The organism is Stackebrandtia albiflava (assembly GCF_007994225.1).
In the GTDB taxonomy this organism is placed as follows: domain Bacteria; phylum Actinomycetota; class Actinomycetes; order Mycobacteriales; family Micromonosporaceae; genus Stackebrandtia; species Stackebrandtia albiflava.
Genome location: NZ_VLLL01000006.1, coordinates 1013046 through 1030944, shown reverse-complemented (window position 1 = coordinate 1030944; position 17899 = coordinate 1013046). Strand labels below are relative to the sequence as shown.

Below are 17899 nucleotides of genomic sequence, written 5' to 3'. Positions count from 1 at the left end.
CGTCGTCACCTCCGACCCGTCGGGTGCGGCGGCCCCGGAAGTCCGGGACGGGGACCGGCATGGATGCAGGCGCCGATACAGGCGTTATCTCATATGTGCGCTAGCATATATGGCATGTCCCTACGACACGCGATACTCGGACTCCTGTCCATACAGCCGATGAGCGGCTACGAACTGAAGAAGGTCGTCGACGAGAGCGTCGGTCACTTCTGGAGCGCCGACCAGTCGCAGATCTACCGCACGCTCGCCGCCCTGGTGGAGGACGGCCTCGCCACCCGCCGCACCGTCGTGCAGGAGGAACGACCCAACCTGCACCTGCACAGCCCCACCGACCTCGGACTGGCCGAACTGGACAGCTGGCTCACCTCGCCGTTGCCGTCGCAACCGGCACGGGAACCCTTCCTGGCCCGGCTGTTCTTCGCCGACCGGATGCCACCCGAACGGATCCGGGAACTCCTCGACACCCGCAGAAGCGAGGTGAGCGCACACCTGGCCACCCTGAAGGCGGTCACCGTCCCGGAGGAGACCACCGGCATCGGCCCGGCCCTCCGACTGGCCACACTGGACTTCGGCGTCGCGCAGGCCGAAGCCGAGATCGCCTGGCTGGACGCCACGAGACGACGACTCGACGAGGTGGCGCCGTGAACCGTTCCCTCTCCGCCGGGCTCGACCGGATCGCGGCCCGCTACGCGGCGAAACCCCACGTGTCGGAGTTCGGGTTCGCCGTCACGCAACCCTCCACCGGATTCGAGTGGAGCCACGGCGACCCCGACCGGCCGTTCTTCGTCGCCAGCATCACCAAGCTGTACACCGTCGCGATCGTCATGCGGCTACGCCGGCAGGGCGCGCTGAGCCTCGACACGCCCGCCGCCGCGATACTGGGGCACGACACCATGCGCGGCCTGAACGTCCACGGCGGCCGGAACCACGGATCCGTGATCACCGTCCGGGAACTGCTCACCCAGACGTCGGGCATCCCCGACTACTTCGAACAACGACGCCCCGACGGCGGCACGTTCCTCGACGACATGCTCCGCGCCGACGCCGCCTGGAGCTTCGAGGAACTCATCGGGATGGCACGGGCCATGCCGAGCGGCTTCCCGCCCTCGGCACCCGGCCGGGCACAGTACTGCGACACCAACTACCAACTCGTCGGCCGAATCATCGAGGTCGTCACCGGCGACACCTTCGCGCGCGCCCTCGACGCACACGTACTCACACCCCTCGGCCTGCACGACACCTGGCTGTTCACACCCGACACCCTCGACCGCTACGACGAGGTCTCCCCGATCCTCAACGGCCGCGAACGGGTACGGACACCCAGGACGATCGCGTCGTTCCCACCGGACGGCGCGGTGGTGTCGACCCCCGCCGACCAACTCCGGTTCCTGCGGGCGTTCATCGGTGGACGACTGTTCCCGGCGGAGTACCTGGCCGAGATGACCGCGCACTGGAACCCGGTGTTCTCCCGCCTCACGCCCATCGACTACGGGATCGGCGTCATGCGACTGCGACTCCCCCGCTGGCAGTCGCCGCTCTCGCCGATCCCCGCCATGATCGGCCACTCCGGTGCGTTCGGCAACGTGCTCTACCACGTTCCGGAGTACGACCTGTACGTGTCCGGGACCGTCAACCAGTTGCGGCCCCGCAGCCTGCCGCACGTCGTACTCGCGCGCCTGGTCGCCCGGTTCGGCCGTCACGCCGGCGGACGGGGACACACCTGATCGTCCACAGCGGACATACGGTCGCCCCTGCGCGAGGCGGGGCGACCGTCAGCTCAGCGGACGTCCCAGACGGGTTCGGGCACCTCGGCGACGTCCCCGTCCGCGCCGAACAGCACGAACCGGTCGAAACCCCGGGTGAACCACCGGTCGTGGGTGACCGCGACCACCGTCCCCTCGAAACCGGCCAGGCCCTGTTCCAACGCCTCGGCACTGGCCAGGTCGAGGTTGTCGGTCGGCTCGTCCAGCAAGAGGCAGGTGGCGCCGGACAGCTCCAGCAGCAGCACCATGAACCGGGCCTGCTGACCACCCGACAGGGTGTCGAAGGTCTGCTCCGACTGCGAAGCCAGCTCGTACCGGTTGAGCGCGTTCATCGCCGCCGACCGCTCCATGGCGTCACGGTGGTCGTCGCCCTCCGACAGGATCTGCCGCAACGTCCGCCCCACCAGGTCGGGACGGTCGTGCGTCTGTGAGAAGTGACCGGGCCGCACCCGCGCCCCCAACCGCGCCCTCCCGTCGTGCGCCACCGGAGGCAACGCCACACCGTCCACCGGGCCGGTGCCCTCGGTACCGCCACGCGCCAGCAGCCGCAGGAAGTGGGACTTCCCCGTGCCGTTGGCGCCCAGCACCGCGACCCGGTCGCCGTACCAGACCTCCAGATCGAACGGATACGTCAGGCCGTCCAGTTCCAACTGCTCACACATGATCGCGCGCTTGCCGGTGCGACCGCCCCGCAACCGCATCTTGATGTTCTGCTCACGCGGCGGCAACGGAGGCGGCCCGGCGGCCTCGAACTTCGCCAGCCGGGTCTCGGCCGCCCGCAACCGCGACGCCATGTCCGAGTTGTACGCCGCCTTCGCCCGGTACATCGACACCAGTTCCTTGAGCTTCTGGTGTTCCTCGTCCCAGCGGCGGCGCAGCTCGTCGAGGCGCTCGTGCCGGGCCTTACGGGCCTCGTGCCAGGTAGCGAAGCCGCCGCCGTGGGTCCACACGTCACCCGCCTCCAGGGTCACGATCCGGTCGGCGGTGTTGGCCAACACCTCACGGTCGTGCGAGACGAACAGGATGCTCTTGTCCGACTCGGTGATGCGCCGTTCGAGTTCCCGTTTGGCGGGCACGTCGAGGAAGTTGTCGGGCTCGTCGAGCAGCAGCACCTCCTCCGGGCCGCGCAACAACAGTTCCAGGGCGAACCGCTTCTGCTCACCACCTGACAACGTGCCCAACGGCCGGTGCCGCGTCCGGTCCCAAGGCAAATCCAGGATCAGGACCGAGACCGTGTCGCACAGGACCTCGAACTCGTAACCGCCCGCGTCCCCCCAGGCGGTGAGCGCGTCGGCGTACCGCAACTGCGCCTGCTGGGCCGCGTTGGAGAACTTGCCCCGTCGTTCGGCCGCATCCACCGCCTCCTCGGCCGCGATGAGGACGCCACCGAGCCGCCGGATCTCCGGCGGCGCCAGGGCGAGCGCCAGTTGGGCGAGCGTCCGGTCGGCCTCCCGCATACCCACCAGCTGCCGCATCACCCCCAGTCCACCGCTGCGCGCGACGGCGCCCTCGTCCGGTTTCAGGTCACCGGCGACCATCCGCATCAACGTGGTCTTGCCCGTGCCGTTCGCGCCGATCAAGGCCACCTTGGCACCGTCGCCGACCCGGAACGACACGTCGTGGAACAGCACCCGTCCGTCGGGCAGCGTGTACGACACCCCGGCCACATCGACATATCCCATGGTTGTGCAGTCTGCCCGTCACGTGCGGCCACGTCCAACGCATTCCCTCGCGATGTGACGGCCTGGACACCCTTCGATACCATCGCCTCCACACGGACCCCTCACCGACGGGAACCCCCTCATGCCCACCAAGCAGGACATCGCCACCCCTGGCGAGTCCACCCGTCCATGGACGAGCCGGCGACCGGGTTGGACGTGATGGACCGGGACGACTATTCCTCGGACGGTGATGCGCCGGGCAGCGGCGGTTACGGTGAGACCGAGTACAACCCGAGTGGCTCCGGAGTCGGCGACGACACCGCGCTGGTCGACGAATGGGTGGCCCGATGAGACGAACCGAACCGCGGCCCCGGGCCTCGGCCCTGCTACTGCTGGCCGCCGTGATGGGTCTGGCGGCCTGCACCGGCGATACACCGGACGGTGAGGAGTCGGCCGAGCCCACGGTGGAGGAGATCCTCGCCCAGGACGAACGGTTCGACGCCCCGGCGTTGACCGCCGAAGACCGCGACGAGATATGTGCCGCCGTGGCCGCGGCCCTCGCCGACCACTACGACACCGGTGAGGTTCCGGAATTCACCACCGAGATCTACATCCCGCAGGGCACGGAGGCGGACTCCGGTTGCTCAGTGTCGAGTCTGATCTGGCGTCAGCCGGGCTATCAAATGGCCTATGAATTGCGGCTCGAACCTCTCGACGACTCCGAACTCGACGATGCGGCCACAGCCCTGGCTTCGGGCCATACCGGTCCATGCGCACCAGCGGTCACGGCATCCGAATCCGAGGTCGGGAAGCCGACTCCTTACTGCCGCCAAGATGCAGCCGAAGGGTTCGCCGAGGGTTGGCTGGTGCACAGGCGGACCAAGGTTTCTGTGTCCGTCACCGTTACGGCGCCATCCGGGGCGACCGAAGCAGACATCGCAAGGGACTTGGAGGAGGAACCCGAGCTGTTCGTGGCGGGTGCGGAGACCGGACTGGACCACATCATGGTCGCGATTCAGGGCTTCCTGGCGAATCGGTAGCCGGCGATGCGCCGGTCGTCCCGCCCGAAGGGGCGCGATGAAGGGGTGAACCCGGCCGGACCGTGAACGGGCCGGGTGTGGGGTGTGTCGCGATCGCCCTCGACGGCGGCGCGCGGAACAGGATGCTCACCCGAAGGTGCGTACCGCACGAGATGGTGGGTACTTGTCGTTCTCACCGCACGGTGGAACCGTTGCGGCAACGACCGGCCGGTCAGTCCTCTCATCACCTCACATCGGAGATCACCATGTCTTCACACTCCACCGACGTGTCCGTACTCGGGCTCGGCGCGATGGGGCGGGCGCTGGCCGGCACCCTGCTCGACGCCGGTCACACCGTGACCGTCTGGAATCGCACGCCCGGAAGGGATGCCGAGGTCGTGGCCGTCGGTGCGGTCGCCGCCGCCGGCGCCGGTTCCGCCGCCGCGGCGTCACCGCTGGTCGTCGCCTGCCTGCTCGACCACACCTCGGTGACCGACACGTTCACCGCCGCCGCCGACTCACTGCGCGGCCGCACCGTGGTCAACCTGACCTCCACCACCCCCGAGGAGTCCCGGGACCTCGCCCGCTGGGCGGAGCGTCACGACGTGGTGTTCCTCGACGGGGGGATCATGGCGACCCCCGAGATGATCGGGCGGCCGGAGTCGCGGCTGCTGTACAGCGGTGCCGCCGGGGCCTTCGACGAGTTCCGGCCGGTGCTGGAACGGTTCGGCACCAGCGAATACCTGGGTGAGGACCCCGGACTCGCCGCACTGTGGGACTTCGCGTTGCTCGCGGCCATGTACGGCACCTTCGCGGCGGTGTTCCACGGGATGGCGATGGTCACGACGGCGGGTGCCTCCCCGGACGCCTTCGTCCCCAGGGTGACGGAGTGGCTCGGCGCGATGTTGTCCAGCGTCCCGTACCACGCCGGGCAGGTGACCGAGGGCCACTACCGGACCGAGGTGCAGAGCCTCGACTTCAACAAGGCCGCCGTGGACGCGATCACCCGGGCGAGCCGTGACGCGGGCATCGACACCGCCGTGGTGGAGGTGGTCCGCCGGCTCGTCGACCGTGAGGTCGCGGCGGGGAACGGCGCCCTGGCGTTCAGCCGGATCTACGAGTCGATCAGGCGTCCGTGACGCGCACCGCCGGGTCCGGGCGCACCGCCCGGTCTCGGTCGCGCCGTCACTCCCGTGCCGAGACCCGCAGGATGCGGTAACCCTTCTGGCTGGCGTGTTTCACGGTGGGGTAACCCTGGTCGCCGAGCCAGTCGGCCAGCGAGTCGCCGCCCTTGTGCCGGGCAACGACGAGCCATGCGACACCACCGGGTTTGAGCCTGGGCAACCACAGCCGCAGCAGGTCGTGGAGCGCGGCCTTCCCGATCCGGATCGGCGGATTCGACCAGATCTGGTCGAAGCGGGCGTCGGGCGGCACCTGTTCGGGTGTACTCGCCCGGATGGAGACCTCGAGCCGTTTCGCGTTGGCCGCCACCAGTTCGAGAGCGCGCGCGTTCACGTCGACCGCCGTCACCTCGCCACCGGAGGCCAACGCCAACGTCACCGCGACGGGGCCGTACCCGCAGCCGAGGTCGAGGTAGTCACCGGGTTCCGTCGGCAGCGGCGCCTTACGCAGCAGGACCGCGGTTCCCGGGTCGAGGCGTCCCGCGGAGAACACCCCGGACGCCGCGGTCAACGTGATGTCCCGCCCGGCGGCGTGGAACGACACCTGCCGGGGCGTCGCCTCGGCGCGCGGTGTCGTGGAGAAGTAGTGGTCGGAGTCGGTCATCAGGCAATTGTCGGTCACCCGATGGCGGCCGGTTCACCGAAGTCCGCGCGCGTGCCGCGTTCGACCGCTAACGTGTTGTGGTGGCTTACCGCCAATCTCCCTTTGGAACCCCACCTCCCGAGGCCCCGCGCGACTCGCAGGAGGGCGTACCCGTGCAGCGTGGCCGGCGTGTCCGCCCGAGTCCGGAACCGGAACCACCGCCGGACGTCGCTCCGCCGCCGCCGTCCACCGCCCCGCTTCCCCGGCAGGCCCCACACCGGGACTCCCTGCCGTTGCGGCGTGCCGTTCACCGGGCGCGGCGGCGGAGCCGGGGCTGGCTGGCGGCACTGGCCGTCGTGATGGCGGTGATCGCGATGTCGGCGTGCGGGTTGGGCGGCTGGCTCATGTTCAGCGACGACCAGGTGGCCGACGGTCTGACGGTTCCGATGGATCCGACGCCTTCGGCGACGGAGTCGCCGGCGCCACGACCACCGGTGTCGCGGGAGGCCGATCCCGATCCGCTGACGGAGGCGGAACTGTTCCCCGGCGAGGTGATCACGGTGTCGGACGCCCGGTACCCGGTGGTCGCGGTGGAGTCCGTGCCGGGCTGTGAGGCCGCGGCGAGCGAGGAGATGGCCGCGCTGCTGGCGGCGGGCGACTGTGCGGAGATCGTCCGGGCCACCGTGCTGACCGCCGACGAGGAGTACGCCGCCACGGTGGGCGTGGTGAACCTGGCCGACTCGGCGGCCGCGACGGGTCTGCGGGACGAGATCGAGTCGGGCGCCGGCGGCGCGTTCACCGCGTTGCGCAGCGACGGTGTCACGTCGGAACTCGGTCTGAGCCCGACGGTGTTGGGATTCAACACCTACGGCCACTTCCTGGTGTACGCCGTCATCGGTGTGGTCGACGGCGAGCCGCCGTCGCGTGAGGACCCGAGGGTCGCAACACTGGTCGCGGATCTGGTGGACGGGCATCTGGTGTCGCGGCTGGAGTCCCGCGCGACCTGACACACCGGAACGCGGTATTGACATATCTCCATTCGGCGGTCTAGCGTCGGGCATCACGTGAAAGTTTCCTAACTGGAAGCGTGCGGCCACGGCGGCGCACTTCCACCTCGCCCGAATGGAGCCCCCGTGTCGTCCCGACGTGCCCGCGCCGTCCCGCTGTCGGCGGCGGTCGCCCTGGCCGTGCTGGCCGGACTCATCACCGCCTTCCTGGCGCCGTCCCAGGCCCAGGCCGCCGGCGGCAGACTCACCGCCGAATACACCACCACCGGCGACTGGCGCACCGGCCACGTCGGCGCGATCCTGTTGCACAACACCGGAACCACCTACTCCGCCGACTGGACCATCCGGTTCGACCTGCCGGCGGGACACCGCATCACCACACTGTGGAACGCCGAGTACACCGTGGAGGGTCAACGGGTCACCCTGACCCCGCCGGACTGGCTGCGCCCGATGGCCCCCGGCAAGACACACCGGATCGGATTCACCGCCACCCGGCCCGGATCCTCGGCGGGCATCGTCAACTGCCTCGTCAACGGGCTCACCTGCGACGGCGGCCAACTCGAACCCGACGACGGCCACGTCCGCCTCGGCTACTACACCTCGTGGAGCATCTACGGCCGCGACTACCGGCTGAAGGACGTCGACACCACCGGACAGGCCGCCAAGCTCACCCACATCAAGTACGCCTTCGGCAGCGCCGACGAGTCCGGCGACTGCCACACCCTGGACCCGTGGGCGGACTACCAGATCCGGTTCCCCGCCGACCAGACCGTCAGCGGAGAGGCCGACACCTGGACACAACCCCTGGGCGGCAACTTCAACCAGTTGCTCCAGCTCAAGCAGAAGTACCCGCACCTGAAGGTGCTGATCTCACTGGGCGGCTGGACCGCGTCCGACCACTTCTCCGAGGCCGTCAAACCGGAGAACCTGGCCGACTTCGTCGACTCGTGCATCGACACCTTCATCCGCGGAAACCTGCCCGACGCCCCGCCCGGCGCCGCCTACGGCGTGTTCGACGGCTTCGACTTCGACTGGGAGTGGCCCGGTCCCGGAGGGGAGCCCGGCCAACCGTGGGACCCGGCGGACCGGGAGAACTACGGACTCATGATGACCGAGTTCCGCAGCCAACTCGACGCGCTGGAGATCGAACTGGGCCGCGAGTTCACCATGTCGTCCTACACCGCCGCCGACCCCGAGGTGTTCGAGGCGGCGTTCGACGTGCCACGCGCCAAGGCGGCGCTCGACTTCTTCGTGGTGCAGGGGTACGACCTCTACGGCCCGTGGGGCGACGTGCCCACCAACCACCAGGGCCAGTTGTACTCGCCGTCGCGCAACCCGGCCATCAACGATTACAGTGTGGACATCGCGGTGGACACGCTCCGGTCCGCCGGGATACCCGCGCACCAGATCGTCATCGGCATCCCGGCGTTCGGCCGGGGCTGGGCCGGCGTCGAGGACCGCGACGGCGGGCTCTACCAGTACGGCACCGGTCCGGCGTCCGGCAAGTACGAGCCCGGCATCGACGACTACAAGGAGATCCTGACCAAGGGCGGCACCATCAGGTACGACCGCGAGGCGGTGGCCGCCTACGTCCTGACCCCGGCGGGTGAGTTCTGGTCCTTCGACTCGCCCCGGGTGGTGACCGCCAAGGCGGAGTACGTGAAGTACAACGGACTGCGCGGCGTCATGCTGTGGGCGTTGGACGGCGACGACGACGGCGCGCTCGTGGCCGCCGCCTACGACGTCCTCGCCTGACCCTCCCCTCACGGCTTGGTTGGTCATACTGCCGGCTTGGTTGGTCATACTACGGCGAGAAATCGGACATTCGGGCCTATTCGAGGCATGTCGATCGTTGTACGGCCAACCAAGCCGTGTTTCGGGGTCAGAGGGTGAGGGTCACCGCTATCGGGCGGTGGTCGGAGTGGGGCACGTCGGGGTTGGCCGGGTCGGTGGCCGTCCAGTCGGCGGTCACCAGGACGTGGTCGATCTGCTCGGTGGAGTCTCCCGGGATGCTGTACAGCGGCCGGCTCTCGGCGAACGCGTCGTGTAGTCCCGCGTCGGTCAACACGTCCCACGCCGCGCTTCCGGGCTCCAAGTTCAGGTCACCCGCCAACACGACCGGGCCACCGCCGGCCGCCTCGGCGGCGATGCCCGCCAACTGCTCCACCTGGTCCAGTGGTCGCCAGTCCGGTGGCGGCTGCAGGTGGGTGGCGATCACCGTGACCTCCTCACCGCGCCACCGCACCGCCACCTCCAACGCCTGCGCGCCGGTGGGACCGCCCGCGACCAGTGGATGGCTCACCGTCCGCACCACCGGAAGGTTCGTCAACACGGCGTCGCCCCAGTGCTGATCGGCGGCGGGAGCCCAGACGAACTCCATGCCGAGCCGGTCGGCGATGTGACGCAGGTCGTCGTGGCCGCCGTTGAGGAACCAGCCGCGATCCACCTCGGACAGGGCGATCACGTGCGGGTCCAGCGCCGCCAGGGCGTCCGCCTGGGCGTCCAGGGACAGCCTGCCGTCGAGCCCGTAACCCATCCGGATGTTGTAGGCCGCCACCCGCAGCCCGTCCTGCGGCGGGTCGGACGACGGCGACACCGACTGCCACAGCGGCGCCACCCCGGCCAGTGCGAGTACCGCCCCGACCACCGCCGCGGTCCGGGGCGCGAACTGCAAGGTCATGGGCCGCCGGGGGTCCGGTGCGGACGGCACCAGGCCGACCGCCGCCACCGCCGCCGCGGCGACGACCGGGACCCACCAGTTCACCAGGTACAGGTCGTACGCGCCGTAGTAGCCGAAGGTCAGCACCAGGAAGCCCAGCATGGAGACCGCGAACGCGATCGCCCGGCCGCGCGGGGTGCCGCGACCGACGGTGGGGCGGCACAGCAACGCGACCACGGCGATTCCGGTGGTCCAGGCGAGGCCGAGGGCGATCACCGGCGCCCTGGCGGGATCGGGCGCCGGGAACAGGAACACCAGGACGGCGCCGGCCAGCATGAGCGCCGCGAGGTTCCGGATCCGGGACGAGGTGGCGACGCCGAGCCGCAGCAGCCACCACAGTGCCGCGGCGGCCGACACGACCCCGGCGAGCCACACCAGGCCGGAGTCCATCGACATGCCGGTGTGCGCCGGATTGCCGAACACCATGCCCCACAACAACAGCGCGGGTCCGCAACCGAGCCACGGCAGGGCGGAGCCCTCGCCTTCGGCCGGTTCCGGGCGCCGCCGCACCGCGACGCCGAGGGCGAGGAGTTCGACTGCCAGCAGTGGCCACGCCAGGAGCGGATCCCGCCACATCAGGTCCACGCCGTCGAGTGAGATGTGGACGATCGTCGCGATCCACAGCCCACCCAGGAATCCGGCGATCCCGGTGTGGGAGTCGCGGCGGTCGGCGGCCACGGCGGTGAGCCAGGTCAGGCCCGCCGCGACGGCGACCGCCGAGACGTACAGCTGGAACGCGCCGCCGTCGGTGGCCTGCAGGACGATCCGTCCCGCCACGAGGATTCCGAGGGCCACCGGCATGATGCGCGCGGCCGGGACCAGGCGCAGTAGCGGTACCACCGCGACGGGCACCAGGAACCACACGAGGGCGAACAACGCCATGTATTCGGCGGGCGTACTGCCGGCCTGCCCGAACAGGGTGATGAGCGAGGGCAGGAACACCCGGAGCGCGTCGACCAACACCACGACGCCCAGCGCGACGTCCCACCGGAACCGGTTGCCCATGCGTCCTCCTCGAAATGAACGTGAGTGATTCTCATCCATTTCGGGACGGCGGACAACCGGCCGATCGGGTGGCGGCCGCACCACGCGAGACCGTACGGGGCGCGGTCTTCACCGGGACGCCCGTCGATACGGCGACCGGTCGGCACGCACAGCGGCACGACGAGAATCCTCGCGTCGAAACACATCCGGCAGCGTGGAGTCCATTGCGGATGGACGACCGATTATCACTCCATAATGGCGTCCAGATGGCGTCCGCCGGACGGGAACGTGTCCCGTCCGGCGGACGCCGCGGTTCAGGAACCCTTGCGCGCCGACGTCTTCCGCTTGGCCTCGGCCGCCTTCCGCGCCTCCTCGAAGGCCGCGTGGGAGAGATGGTCCAGCCAGTCGCCCGATCCACTGCGGGTGACCTTCATACCGGGGTACCGCAGCCGCGCGAACGTCTCCGGCAGGTGGTCGCCGAGCCGCCGCACCGCGATCCCGCCCAGCACCTTCGCTCCCAGCACACCGTTGACCACCGCCACGCCCAGCACGAGGAACGACCACCACACCGGCAGGCCCGGACCGCCGAACGTCGTCACCGCCGCCACCGCCAGGGTCGGCAGCGACGCCAGGATGGTGAACCACAAAGCGATCTGGATGATGAGGCCGTTCTCCCCGGCGTCGTTGGAGTTCACCCGGCGGTGCGGCTCGACACCGGGAGTGGCACCGACGACCGACATGAGCACCGAGACTCCACTACCGACACCCAGCACGACGACGATCAGCGCCACGATGGGTACGACGTACCCGTACGCGCCGGTGATCACCACCATCACCGCCGACAGCAGTACCGCCGGAACCCCGAAGTACAACGCGATGGCCGTCTGCCTGCCCCGGACGTCGGCGCGCACCGTCTCCGGTCGCTCCGCCACCACCAACTGCCACAACGCGGTCCCGTCGTAGCCGTACAGGTTCGCACCCGACAACGCGATCATGAGGGCGACACCGACCCCCGCCAACGCGCCCAGCTGCGCGAACCCGCCGACCGCGCTGAACACCGCGAGGAAGATCCCGAACCAGATCGACGAACGGATCTCCAGGCTCCGCCACGGATCACGCCACCAGGTACGCAACTCCTTGCCCACCACGGCACCCCGGCGCCCGGTGGGAAGCAGTCGCCGTCCCGTGCCGCTGCCGAGCGGGCGGCGCCACCGCCGTACCGTCCGGTTCCCCGTGTACGGGCGCAGCATCGCCGCGGCGCCCACCGAGGTGAGGGCGGCCGCCACCGCCAGTCCGCCCAGCCAGGCGAGGGCGAGACCCCAGTCGCCCGCCGCGGCGGCGTCCACCGCGCGGAGCGGCCAGCCACCCGGCGACCACGCCACGACGTCCGCCGCCACCGTGCCACCGAACCCCTGGGTAAGGAACACCGGGAGCGCGTTCACCACCGGGGAGACGGCCATCCAGCCGACGAACATCGCGGCGATGAGGAGTCCGTACTGTATGGAGGCGATCTCGACACCGATGCGGGACCGCATCGCGGCGCCCAGCACCGAGTAGACCAGTCGCGCCAGCGAGACCACCGTGATCGTGAACAGCACCGCCGCCACCACCGCGACCGGAATCGCCTGCGCGGCATCGATCACCACCGCGTAACCGGCCAGGGAGAGCCCGGCCAGCAGCATCCCGGCGGCGCCGACACCGGCGAACACCGACGCCAGCAGGCTCACGCCCAGCCGCCAACGGTTCAACGGAAGCAGGGTGAAGTACTCCGGCCGGAGCACCGTCGCCCCGGAGGTCAGCACCGGCCCCAGCATCCAACCCACCAACCAGGCCAACAGCACGAAACCGAGGACGTCCGCGCCCGCGTCGGGATGCGAGAACACCGCCGTCAGCCAGGTCGCCACGACCGCCAGGCACGCCAGGACGAAGCCGACCGTCCGCTTCCACGACTGGCTGTGGCGGGCGATCGTGAACTTCAAACCGATAAGTCGGCCAACCACGACAGTTCCCCCTCCGCAGCCGCGCGCTCTCCGACGAGCCGCACGAACACCGTCTCCAGGTCCTCACCGCCACGGACCTCGTCGAGCGTGCCGGAGACCTCGACCCGGCCGGAGGCGATGATCGCCACCCGGTCGCACAGGTCCTCCACCAGCGACATGACGTGGGAGGAGATCACGACCGAACCGCCGCCCGCGACGAAACCCCGCAGGATCCGCCGGAGCACCCGGGCCGAGACCGGGTCGACCGCCTCGAAGGGCTCGTCGAGCACCAGCACCTTGGGCGCGTGCAACAACGCGGTGGCCAGGCCGATCTTCTTGCGCATGCCGGTGGAGTACTCGACGACCAGTACGCCGCGCCGCTCCGCCGCGTCGAGCTCCAGCACCTCCAGCAGTTCGGTCGTGCGCGAGGCGACGTCCGACTCGGGCATGCCTCGCAGCAGTCCCCAGTAACGCAACAGTTCGCCCCCGGTGAGGCGTTCGGGGAGGGCCAGGCCGTCGGGCAGGACGCCCAGGTCCGCCTTGGCGCGATCGGGTTCCCGCCACAGGTCCACGCCGTGCACGTAGGAGGTGCCGGAATCGGGGCGCAACAGGCCGACGGCCATCGCCAGCGAGGTGGTCTTGCCCGCGCCGTTGGGGCCGACGAGGCCGGTGAGTGAGCCGGGCGGCACGTCGAGGGTCACCTCGTCGGCGGCCAGGGTGCCGGAGAAGTCCTTGGTCAGTCGGTCGAGCCGGAACGCCGGCGCGGGTGCGTCGGTGGACATCGATCGTCACTCCTCAGTGGAAGGGTCAACCAGGACCATGCGGGCCAGGTTGTCGTACACCTCGGCGCTCAGCGCCTCGGGATCGCGCGCGCCTTCGCGCCGCAACAGCTCACCGGGCATCCGTTCCAGCAGACCCTGGATCCCCAGTGCCATCACCCGGGTGTCGAAGGGACGGAACTCCCCGGCCTCCTGCCCCTCGCGCAGGAAGCCCTCCCACTCACCGACCGCGACGTCGCCCATCGGCAGGTCGGCCGGCTCGGGATCGGCGGCGGTGGCGACGGCGATCTGCCGCAACGCGTTCATCCGCTCGGGGCGGGCGGCGGCGAACCGGAACAGGCCGGTCACCAGGCCACGCAGCACCTCTCGATAGGACTCCGCGTCGGCGGTGGACGCGGCCAGCGCCGCGTCGATCTCGGAGTTGACCGTCGTCAGGACCGAGCGGATGAGGTCCGCCCTGTCGTCGAAGTGGTACGAGATCAGGCTCGGGCTGACTCCCGCACGCTTCGCGATGCGCGAGAACGACGCCTTCCCGAATCCGGCCTCGGCGATGACCTGGATGGCGGCGTCGATAATCTGGCCGCGCCGGGCCGCCTCGATGAAGGATCGCTCCGTCGGGGAGGGCGCCTGGTCGCCCGGCGAGTTTCCTGAACGCATGACCAGGATTCTAACGCATCGGCCAGGCAGCGGCGAGCCCACCGATCCGGCCACCCTCGGCGCCCTCGATTCCGCCTGGTCCCCGCGCCGTTTCGCTTGGTCCCCGCCGTGGGGCGCTTGGTCCCCGCCGTTGCCACTCGAATCGGAATGAATCACGCATTTCGGGCGTGACTCGCCCACCGGGCGAGGACCAAGCGGGGATGAGCGCCACCGGGCGAGGACCGAGCGGGCAATGAGAGAGGCAAGTCACACTCCGGTCCGCCGCCGGTGCCGTGGCGTTCGGACACCGGGCCGACACCCTTCGCCCGGTTCCGTTAAGCCGGCGTGAACCCCGCCGCCGACATGTCCGGCCCCGCCGTCCCGCGCGGAACGAAACCCCAGGTGAACGCGGGCGGGCCGGATCGTTGCGGGCGATTTGCGCATTTCCGATACGGTGGGGCACCCACGCGACCGGACTCCACGACGACCGGCACATCGACGAGAGACGGTGACCCGACATGCACGCGCCCCCACCCGAGAGCGTCTTCGCGCGCGAGATCGCACGGCACGGCGAGGAGGTGCGGTCACCGGACGGCAACCTCGGCGCGACCGTCACCGGCGACGAGGTCAAGGGTGTCTCGTTCCTGCCCTTCACCTACCGGGCGTACTCCGAACCCGAGCTCGAACGCCAACTCACCCAACTCGCCCGGCTCGTCTGGGTGTCACGCCTCCGCGCCCGCCGCGCCGCCAAACAGGCCGCCCTCGGGTACGGCCGCGAACTCCGCGACCGCGAGGCCGAGACGCCCGCCGAACGCCGACTGTGGGAGGCGCGCGACAACACCCACATCGAGACCCGCAGCGCCAACGTCATCATCCGCGTGGGCGGTGGCACCGACTGGCGGATCCGGTTGCGGCGCGGAACCGTCCAATCGGTCCCCGAGGCAGAGTTCCTTCCCGAACTGGCCCGGCTCATCGAACTCACCATGAGCCGCTGGCGCGCCCGCATGCACCTGCTGCGCCGCGAACACCTGGGGCCGAGCGAGTTCCTGCGCGACCTCGCGCGCGGAAGGGGCTGAGGGGGACACATGGAAGCCGACACGACCGGAATCCTCACCGCCTCCCGGCTGCTCAGCCACCTGGGCGGCGGCTACGGCGACGCCGCCGCGCGCGTCGAGGACCTCACCGGCGACACGACCCGGATGTTCGAGAGCACCGCCGTGGGCGGGGCGTGGGCCGACGTCGTCCACATCATCCGGGACTACCTGGCCGACAGCCGCGACAGCTGCCACGACACCGGGAACACACTCGCCCACTACGTCACCTCCGTCCACCTCGCCGACGACGCCGGAGCCGACGTGCTCCGCCACGCCGGCCGGCAGACCGACGAAGAGGCTCCCGTGCCCGGCACCGACGCGGTCGCCGACGAGGACGCACCCGCCGCCGGCACGGGCGAGACCTCCGAACCGGACGATCCGACGGCGCGGGAGGACTGAACATGCCCGCCTGCCCAGAACACCGGCACATGGACGAGGTCGCGTTCTCCGCCCACGTCAGGGCCCTGGCCGTCGCGATCCGGGACAGGGTCGCCGAACGGACCGCGCGCACCGTCCTCAAGGACGCCGAACGCGCCCGCGAGGCCGTGCGGATCGCGATGGGAACCGACGACGTCACCGCGCGCGTCCCCGCCGACGAGGGCTACAGCCTGCTCGACGAGGACTGGCGGGCACTCGTCGACGCCTACCGGGACGACTACCGCATCGACCTGTTGTCGTTCCGGTCGAGCGACGCCGCCGAGGCGGAGGCCGGACTGCGCGACCGGCACCTGGGCTGGATCGTCGCCCGGTTCACCAGGGGCAGGCGGCTGCCGCAGCCCGGCCGGACGGCTCCGCCGATCCGCTCGCTGGAGGAGATCGCCGGCACCGGGCCGCTGATCGAGGTGCGCAGGTCCGAAGGCGGCGAGATCGACGTCGGTCTCGCCTCCGAACGTCTCGGGGACGGCATGCTGGGAGCGGCCGTCGTCGCCGACGTCGGCGGGGTCGCCGCCGCGACCACCGGCTGGGAGTCGGAGACCTCCACCCGGTTCCGGGACGAGTTCCTGCCCCGCATCCCCACCGCCGCCGGGAACCAGATCAACGTGCTGCGCGCGATGCGGAACCTGCTGGGCCTCCACCAGGGACTCCTGACCCGCGCCAGGGAGGACGTCGACCGCATCGCACACGACGGCCTCGAGGCGATCGAGTCGCACGACGACTGCTGCCCCGGCGGCGCCGACACCTTCCCCACCGGCCTCGGGCTCACCACCGGCGTCACCGCCCTCGCGGACGGCGTCGCCCGCCTGACCGGCGGCGGCACCGGGATCACACTGCTGGGCGACGGCGGCGGTCCGCTGGAGGGTCACGTGGACGACGCGCGGCGGCTCACCGCCGCCGGTGTTGTCGGGCATGAACTGGGCGGCCCCACCCCGGAGGTCATCGTGGAGAAGATCATGACGGCCCTCGACACGACCTATCGGGAGCTGGACCGCGGCTACACCGAGATCGGTGTCAACGGTTTGGGGGCGCTGGCGAAACTGATGGCCGACAACCCCGACCTGCTGCGGGCACCGCGCCCGTCCACAGAGGAGGGCACGTCCGCCGCCACGCCCGGGGAACCGTCCGACGCCGCGGCGTGACACCGAACCGTGCGGTCACACCGCCGCACCGCTCCCGCCGGAATCGGGAACGGCGTCCGGCAGCGTGCGCATCCGGCGGGTCTCGTCGGAGCGCGTCCCCCATTCGGCCGGGTCGCGCGGATACGCCACCTCGGCGAGGGTGAGGCCGTGCGCGGGCGCGACCACGACCTCGCCGCTCCGGTCGGTGCGGCGCAGCAGACCGGCCAGCCACTCGACGTCACGCCGCCCGTCGCCCACCGCCAGCATCGCCCCGACCAGGCTGCGGACCATCGAATGACAGAACGCGTCGGCGACGACCGTCGCGACCAGGATCCCGTCCTCGCCCCGGCTCCACGTCAACCGGTGCAACGCCCGGATCGTCGTGGCGCCTTCGCGGCGCTTACAGAACGCCGCGAAGTCGCGTTCACCCAGCAGGACCGTCGCCGCGCGGTTCATCGCCGCCATGTCGAGCGGGCGGGTCCACGCCAGGGTGTCGTGCCTGCGAAGCGGCGACACGCCCCACTCGGTGTCCGACACCCGGTACTCGTACCGTCGCCACAACGCGGAGAACCGCGCGCTGAACCGGGACGTCACCACGGTGGCCGCCGTGACCCGGATGTCGGGCGGGAGGATGCCACGCAACCGCCACAGCACCCGGTCGGCGTGCCGTTCCCACTCCTCGACGGGCACGTCCACGTGCGCGACCTGACCGGTGGCGTGGACTCCGGTGTCGGTCCTGCCCGCGACCGTCAAACCGGTGGCGCCCGGGAACAGCCTGCTCAGCGCCAGTCCGACCTCCCCGGCCACGGTGCGTTGCCCCCGTTGCGCGGCCCAACCCGCGAACCCGGCGCCGTCGTAACGGATGTCCAGCCGGACACGCGAAACGGCCGCGCCCGGTTCCACGTCGGGAACCGGAGCACGGCCGTCCACGGTCATGC

The 17899-nt window shown here is 70.5% G+C and carries 17 protein-coding genes; 10 read left to right on the top strand and 7 right to left on the bottom strand.

Translation table 11 applies throughout. The annotated features are described in order from the left end of the window. Positions 1-114: 114 nt before the first annotated feature. Entirely contained in the window at positions 115-645 is a 531-nt protein-coding gene (locus LX16_RS15630; RefSeq protein WP_147139526.1) for a PadR family transcriptional regulator, read from the top strand. Further along, positions 642-1724: a serine hydrolase domain-containing protein gene (locus LX16_RS15625; RefSeq protein WP_147139524.1), complete on the top strand. Its 1083-nt coding sequence runs from the start codon at positions 642-644 to the stop codon at positions 1722-1724. The genes LX16_RS15630 and LX16_RS15625 overlap by 4 nt, the downstream gene beginning before the upstream one ends. 53 nt (positions 1725-1777) lie before the next feature. Here LX16_RS15625 and LX16_RS27975 read toward each other — a convergent pair whose 3' ends face one another. After that, on the bottom strand, positions 1778-3445 hold the full coding sequence (locus LX16_RS27975) for an ATP-binding cassette domain-containing protein (RefSeq protein ID WP_147139521.1): 1668 nt from the start codon (positions 3443-3445) through the stop codon (positions 1778-1780). A 168-nt stretch (positions 3446-3613) separates the two neighbouring features. Here LX16_RS27975 and LX16_RS26650 point away from each other — a divergent pair, with 168 nt between their 5' ends. From LX16_RS26650 to LX16_RS15610, 3 genes are all read left to right on the top strand, one after another. After that, on the top strand, positions 3614-3775 hold the full coding sequence (locus tag LX16_RS26650; RefSeq protein ID WP_158645619.1) for a hypothetical protein: 162 nt from the start codon (positions 3614-3616) through the stop codon (positions 3773-3775). Further along, entirely contained in the window at positions 3772-4464 is a 693-nt protein-coding gene (locus LX16_RS15615; RefSeq protein WP_147139519.1) for a hypothetical protein, read from the top strand. The genes LX16_RS26650 and LX16_RS15615 overlap by 4 nt, the downstream gene beginning before the upstream one ends. A gap of 245 nt (positions 4465-4709) precedes the next feature. Beyond that, entirely contained in the window at positions 4710-5582 is an 873-nt protein-coding gene (locus tag LX16_RS15610) for an NAD(P)-dependent oxidoreductase (RefSeq protein ID WP_147139517.1), read from the top strand. 46 nt (positions 5583-5628) lie between these two features. On the opposite strand, the gene LX16_RS15605 is transcribed toward LX16_RS15610, so the two are convergent. Further along, positions 5629-6228, bottom strand: a complete 600-nt coding sequence (locus tag LX16_RS15605) for a class I SAM-dependent methyltransferase (protein ID WP_147139515.1) — start codon at positions 6226-6228, stop codon at positions 5629-5631. An 80-nt stretch (positions 6229-6308) separates the two neighbouring features. Here LX16_RS15605 and LX16_RS15600 point away from each other — a divergent pair, with 80 nt between their 5' ends. Together LX16_RS15600 and LX16_RS15595 are read left to right on the top strand one after the other, a co-directional pair. Next, positions 6309-7214 carry a hypothetical protein gene (locus LX16_RS15600; RefSeq protein ID WP_147139513.1) on the top strand — a complete coding sequence of 302 codons (906 nt, stop codon included), beginning with the start codon at positions 6309-6311 and terminating at the stop codon, positions 7212-7214. A 126-nt stretch (positions 7215-7340) separates the two neighbouring features. Beyond that, positions 7341-8969: a glycosyl hydrolase family 18 protein gene (locus LX16_RS15595; protein WP_147139511.1), complete on the top strand. Its 1629-nt coding sequence runs from the start codon at positions 7341-7343 to the stop codon at positions 8967-8969. A 127-nt stretch (positions 8970-9096) separates the two neighbouring features. Here LX16_RS15595 and LX16_RS15590 read toward each other — a convergent pair whose 3' ends face one another. From LX16_RS15590 to LX16_RS15575, 4 genes are all read right to left on the bottom strand, one after another. After that, on the bottom strand, positions 9097-10938 hold the full coding sequence (locus LX16_RS15590; protein ID WP_147139509.1) for an endonuclease/exonuclease/phosphatase family protein: 1842 nt from the start codon (positions 10936-10938) through the stop codon (positions 9097-9099). A gap of 293 nt (positions 10939-11231) precedes the next feature. Then, on the bottom strand, positions 11232-12917 hold the full coding sequence (locus LX16_RS15585) for a hypothetical protein (RefSeq protein WP_147139507.1): 1686 nt from the start codon (positions 12915-12917) through the stop codon (positions 11232-11234). After that, on the bottom strand, positions 12893-13678 hold the full coding sequence (locus LX16_RS15580) for an ABC transporter ATP-binding protein (RefSeq protein WP_147139504.1): 786 nt from the start codon (positions 13676-13678) through the stop codon (positions 12893-12895). Before LX16_RS15580 ends, LX16_RS15585 begins: the two co-directional genes overlap by 25 nt. Before the next feature lie 6 nt (positions 13679-13684). Further along, positions 13685-14332, bottom strand: coding sequence for a TetR/AcrR family transcriptional regulator (locus LX16_RS15575; RefSeq protein ID WP_147139502.1), 648 nt, complete (start codon positions 14330-14332; stop codon positions 13685-13687). Between the two features lie 497 nt (positions 14333-14829). Here LX16_RS15575 and LX16_RS15570 point away from each other — a divergent pair, with 497 nt between their 5' ends. The 3 genes from LX16_RS15570 to LX16_RS15560 are packed head-to-tail and all read left to right on the top strand — an operon-like array spanning position 14830 to position 16982. Further along, on the top strand, positions 14830-15387 hold the full coding sequence (locus LX16_RS15570; protein ID WP_147139500.1) for a hypothetical protein: 558 nt from the start codon (positions 14830-14832) through the stop codon (positions 15385-15387). Between the two features lie 9 nt (positions 15388-15396). Beyond that, positions 15397-15804 (top strand): hypothetical protein, encoded by a 408-nt coding sequence (locus tag LX16_RS15565; protein WP_147139498.1) that lies wholly within the window; start codon positions 15397-15399, stop codon positions 15802-15804. A 2-nt stretch (positions 15805-15806) separates the two neighbouring features. Beyond that, positions 15807-16982 (top strand): hypothetical protein, encoded by a 1176-nt coding sequence (locus tag LX16_RS15560; protein WP_147139496.1) that lies wholly within the window; start codon positions 15807-15809, stop codon positions 16980-16982. A gap of 15 nt (positions 16983-16997) precedes the next feature. Here LX16_RS15560 and truA read toward each other — a convergent pair whose 3' ends face one another. Beyond that, the gene (gene truA, locus LX16_RS15555; protein ID WP_147139494.1) at positions 16998-17897 is read right to left on the bottom strand and encodes a tRNA pseudouridine(38-40) synthase TruA; all 900 of its coding nucleotides are present in this window, start codon (positions 17895-17897) and stop codon (positions 16998-17000) included. Positions 17898-17899 lie beyond the last annotated feature (2 nt).

Bases quoted from the DNA above. Each gene is read 5' to 3' on its own strand.
- LX16_RS15570 (WP_147139500.1), top strand. From the start codon at position 14,830: ATGCACGCGCCCCCACCCGAGAGCGTCTTCGCGCGCGAGATCGCACGG.
- LX16_RS15615 (WP_147139519.1), top strand. From the start codon at position 3,772: ATGAGACGAACCGAACCGCGGCCCCGGGCCTCGGCCCTGCTACTGCTG.
- truA (WP_147139494.1), bottom strand. From the start codon at position 17,897: ATGACCGTGGACGGCCGTGCTCCGGTTCCCGACGTGGAACCGGGCGCG.
- LX16_RS15560 (WP_147139496.1), top strand. From the start codon at position 15,807: ATGCCCGCCTGCCCAGAACACCGGCACATGGACGAGGTCGCGTTCTCC.
- LX16_RS26650 (WP_158645619.1), top strand. From the start codon at position 3,614: ATGGACGAGCCGGCGACCGGGTTGGACGTGATGGACCGGGACGACTAT.
- LX16_RS15610 (WP_147139517.1), top strand. From the start codon at position 4,710: ATGTCTTCACACTCCACCGACGTGTCCGTACTCGGGCTCGGCGCGATG.
- LX16_RS15580 (WP_147139504.1), bottom strand. From the start codon at position 13,678: ATGTCCACCGACGCACCCGCGCCGGCGTTCCGGCTCGACCGACTGACC.
- LX16_RS15630 (WP_147139526.1), top strand. From the start codon at position 115: ATGTCCCTACGACACGCGATACTCGGACTCCTGTCCATACAGCCGATG.
- LX16_RS15565 (WP_147139498.1), top strand. From the start codon at position 15,397: ATGGAAGCCGACACGACCGGAATCCTCACCGCCTCCCGGCTGCTCAGC.
- LX16_RS15605 (WP_147139515.1), bottom strand. From the start codon at position 6,228: ATGACCGACTCCGACCACTACTTCTCCACGACACCGCGCGCCGAGGCG.
- LX16_RS15575 (WP_147139502.1), bottom strand. From the start codon at position 14,332: ATGCGTTCAGGAAACTCGCCGGGCGACCAGGCGCCCTCCCCGACGGAG.
- LX16_RS27975 (WP_147139521.1), bottom strand. From the start codon at position 3,445: ATGGGATATGTCGATGTGGCCGGGGTGTCGTACACGCTGCCCGACGGA.
- LX16_RS15590 (WP_147139509.1), bottom strand. From the start codon at position 10,938: ATGGGCAACCGGTTCCGGTGGGACGTCGCGCTGGGCGTCGTGGTGTTG.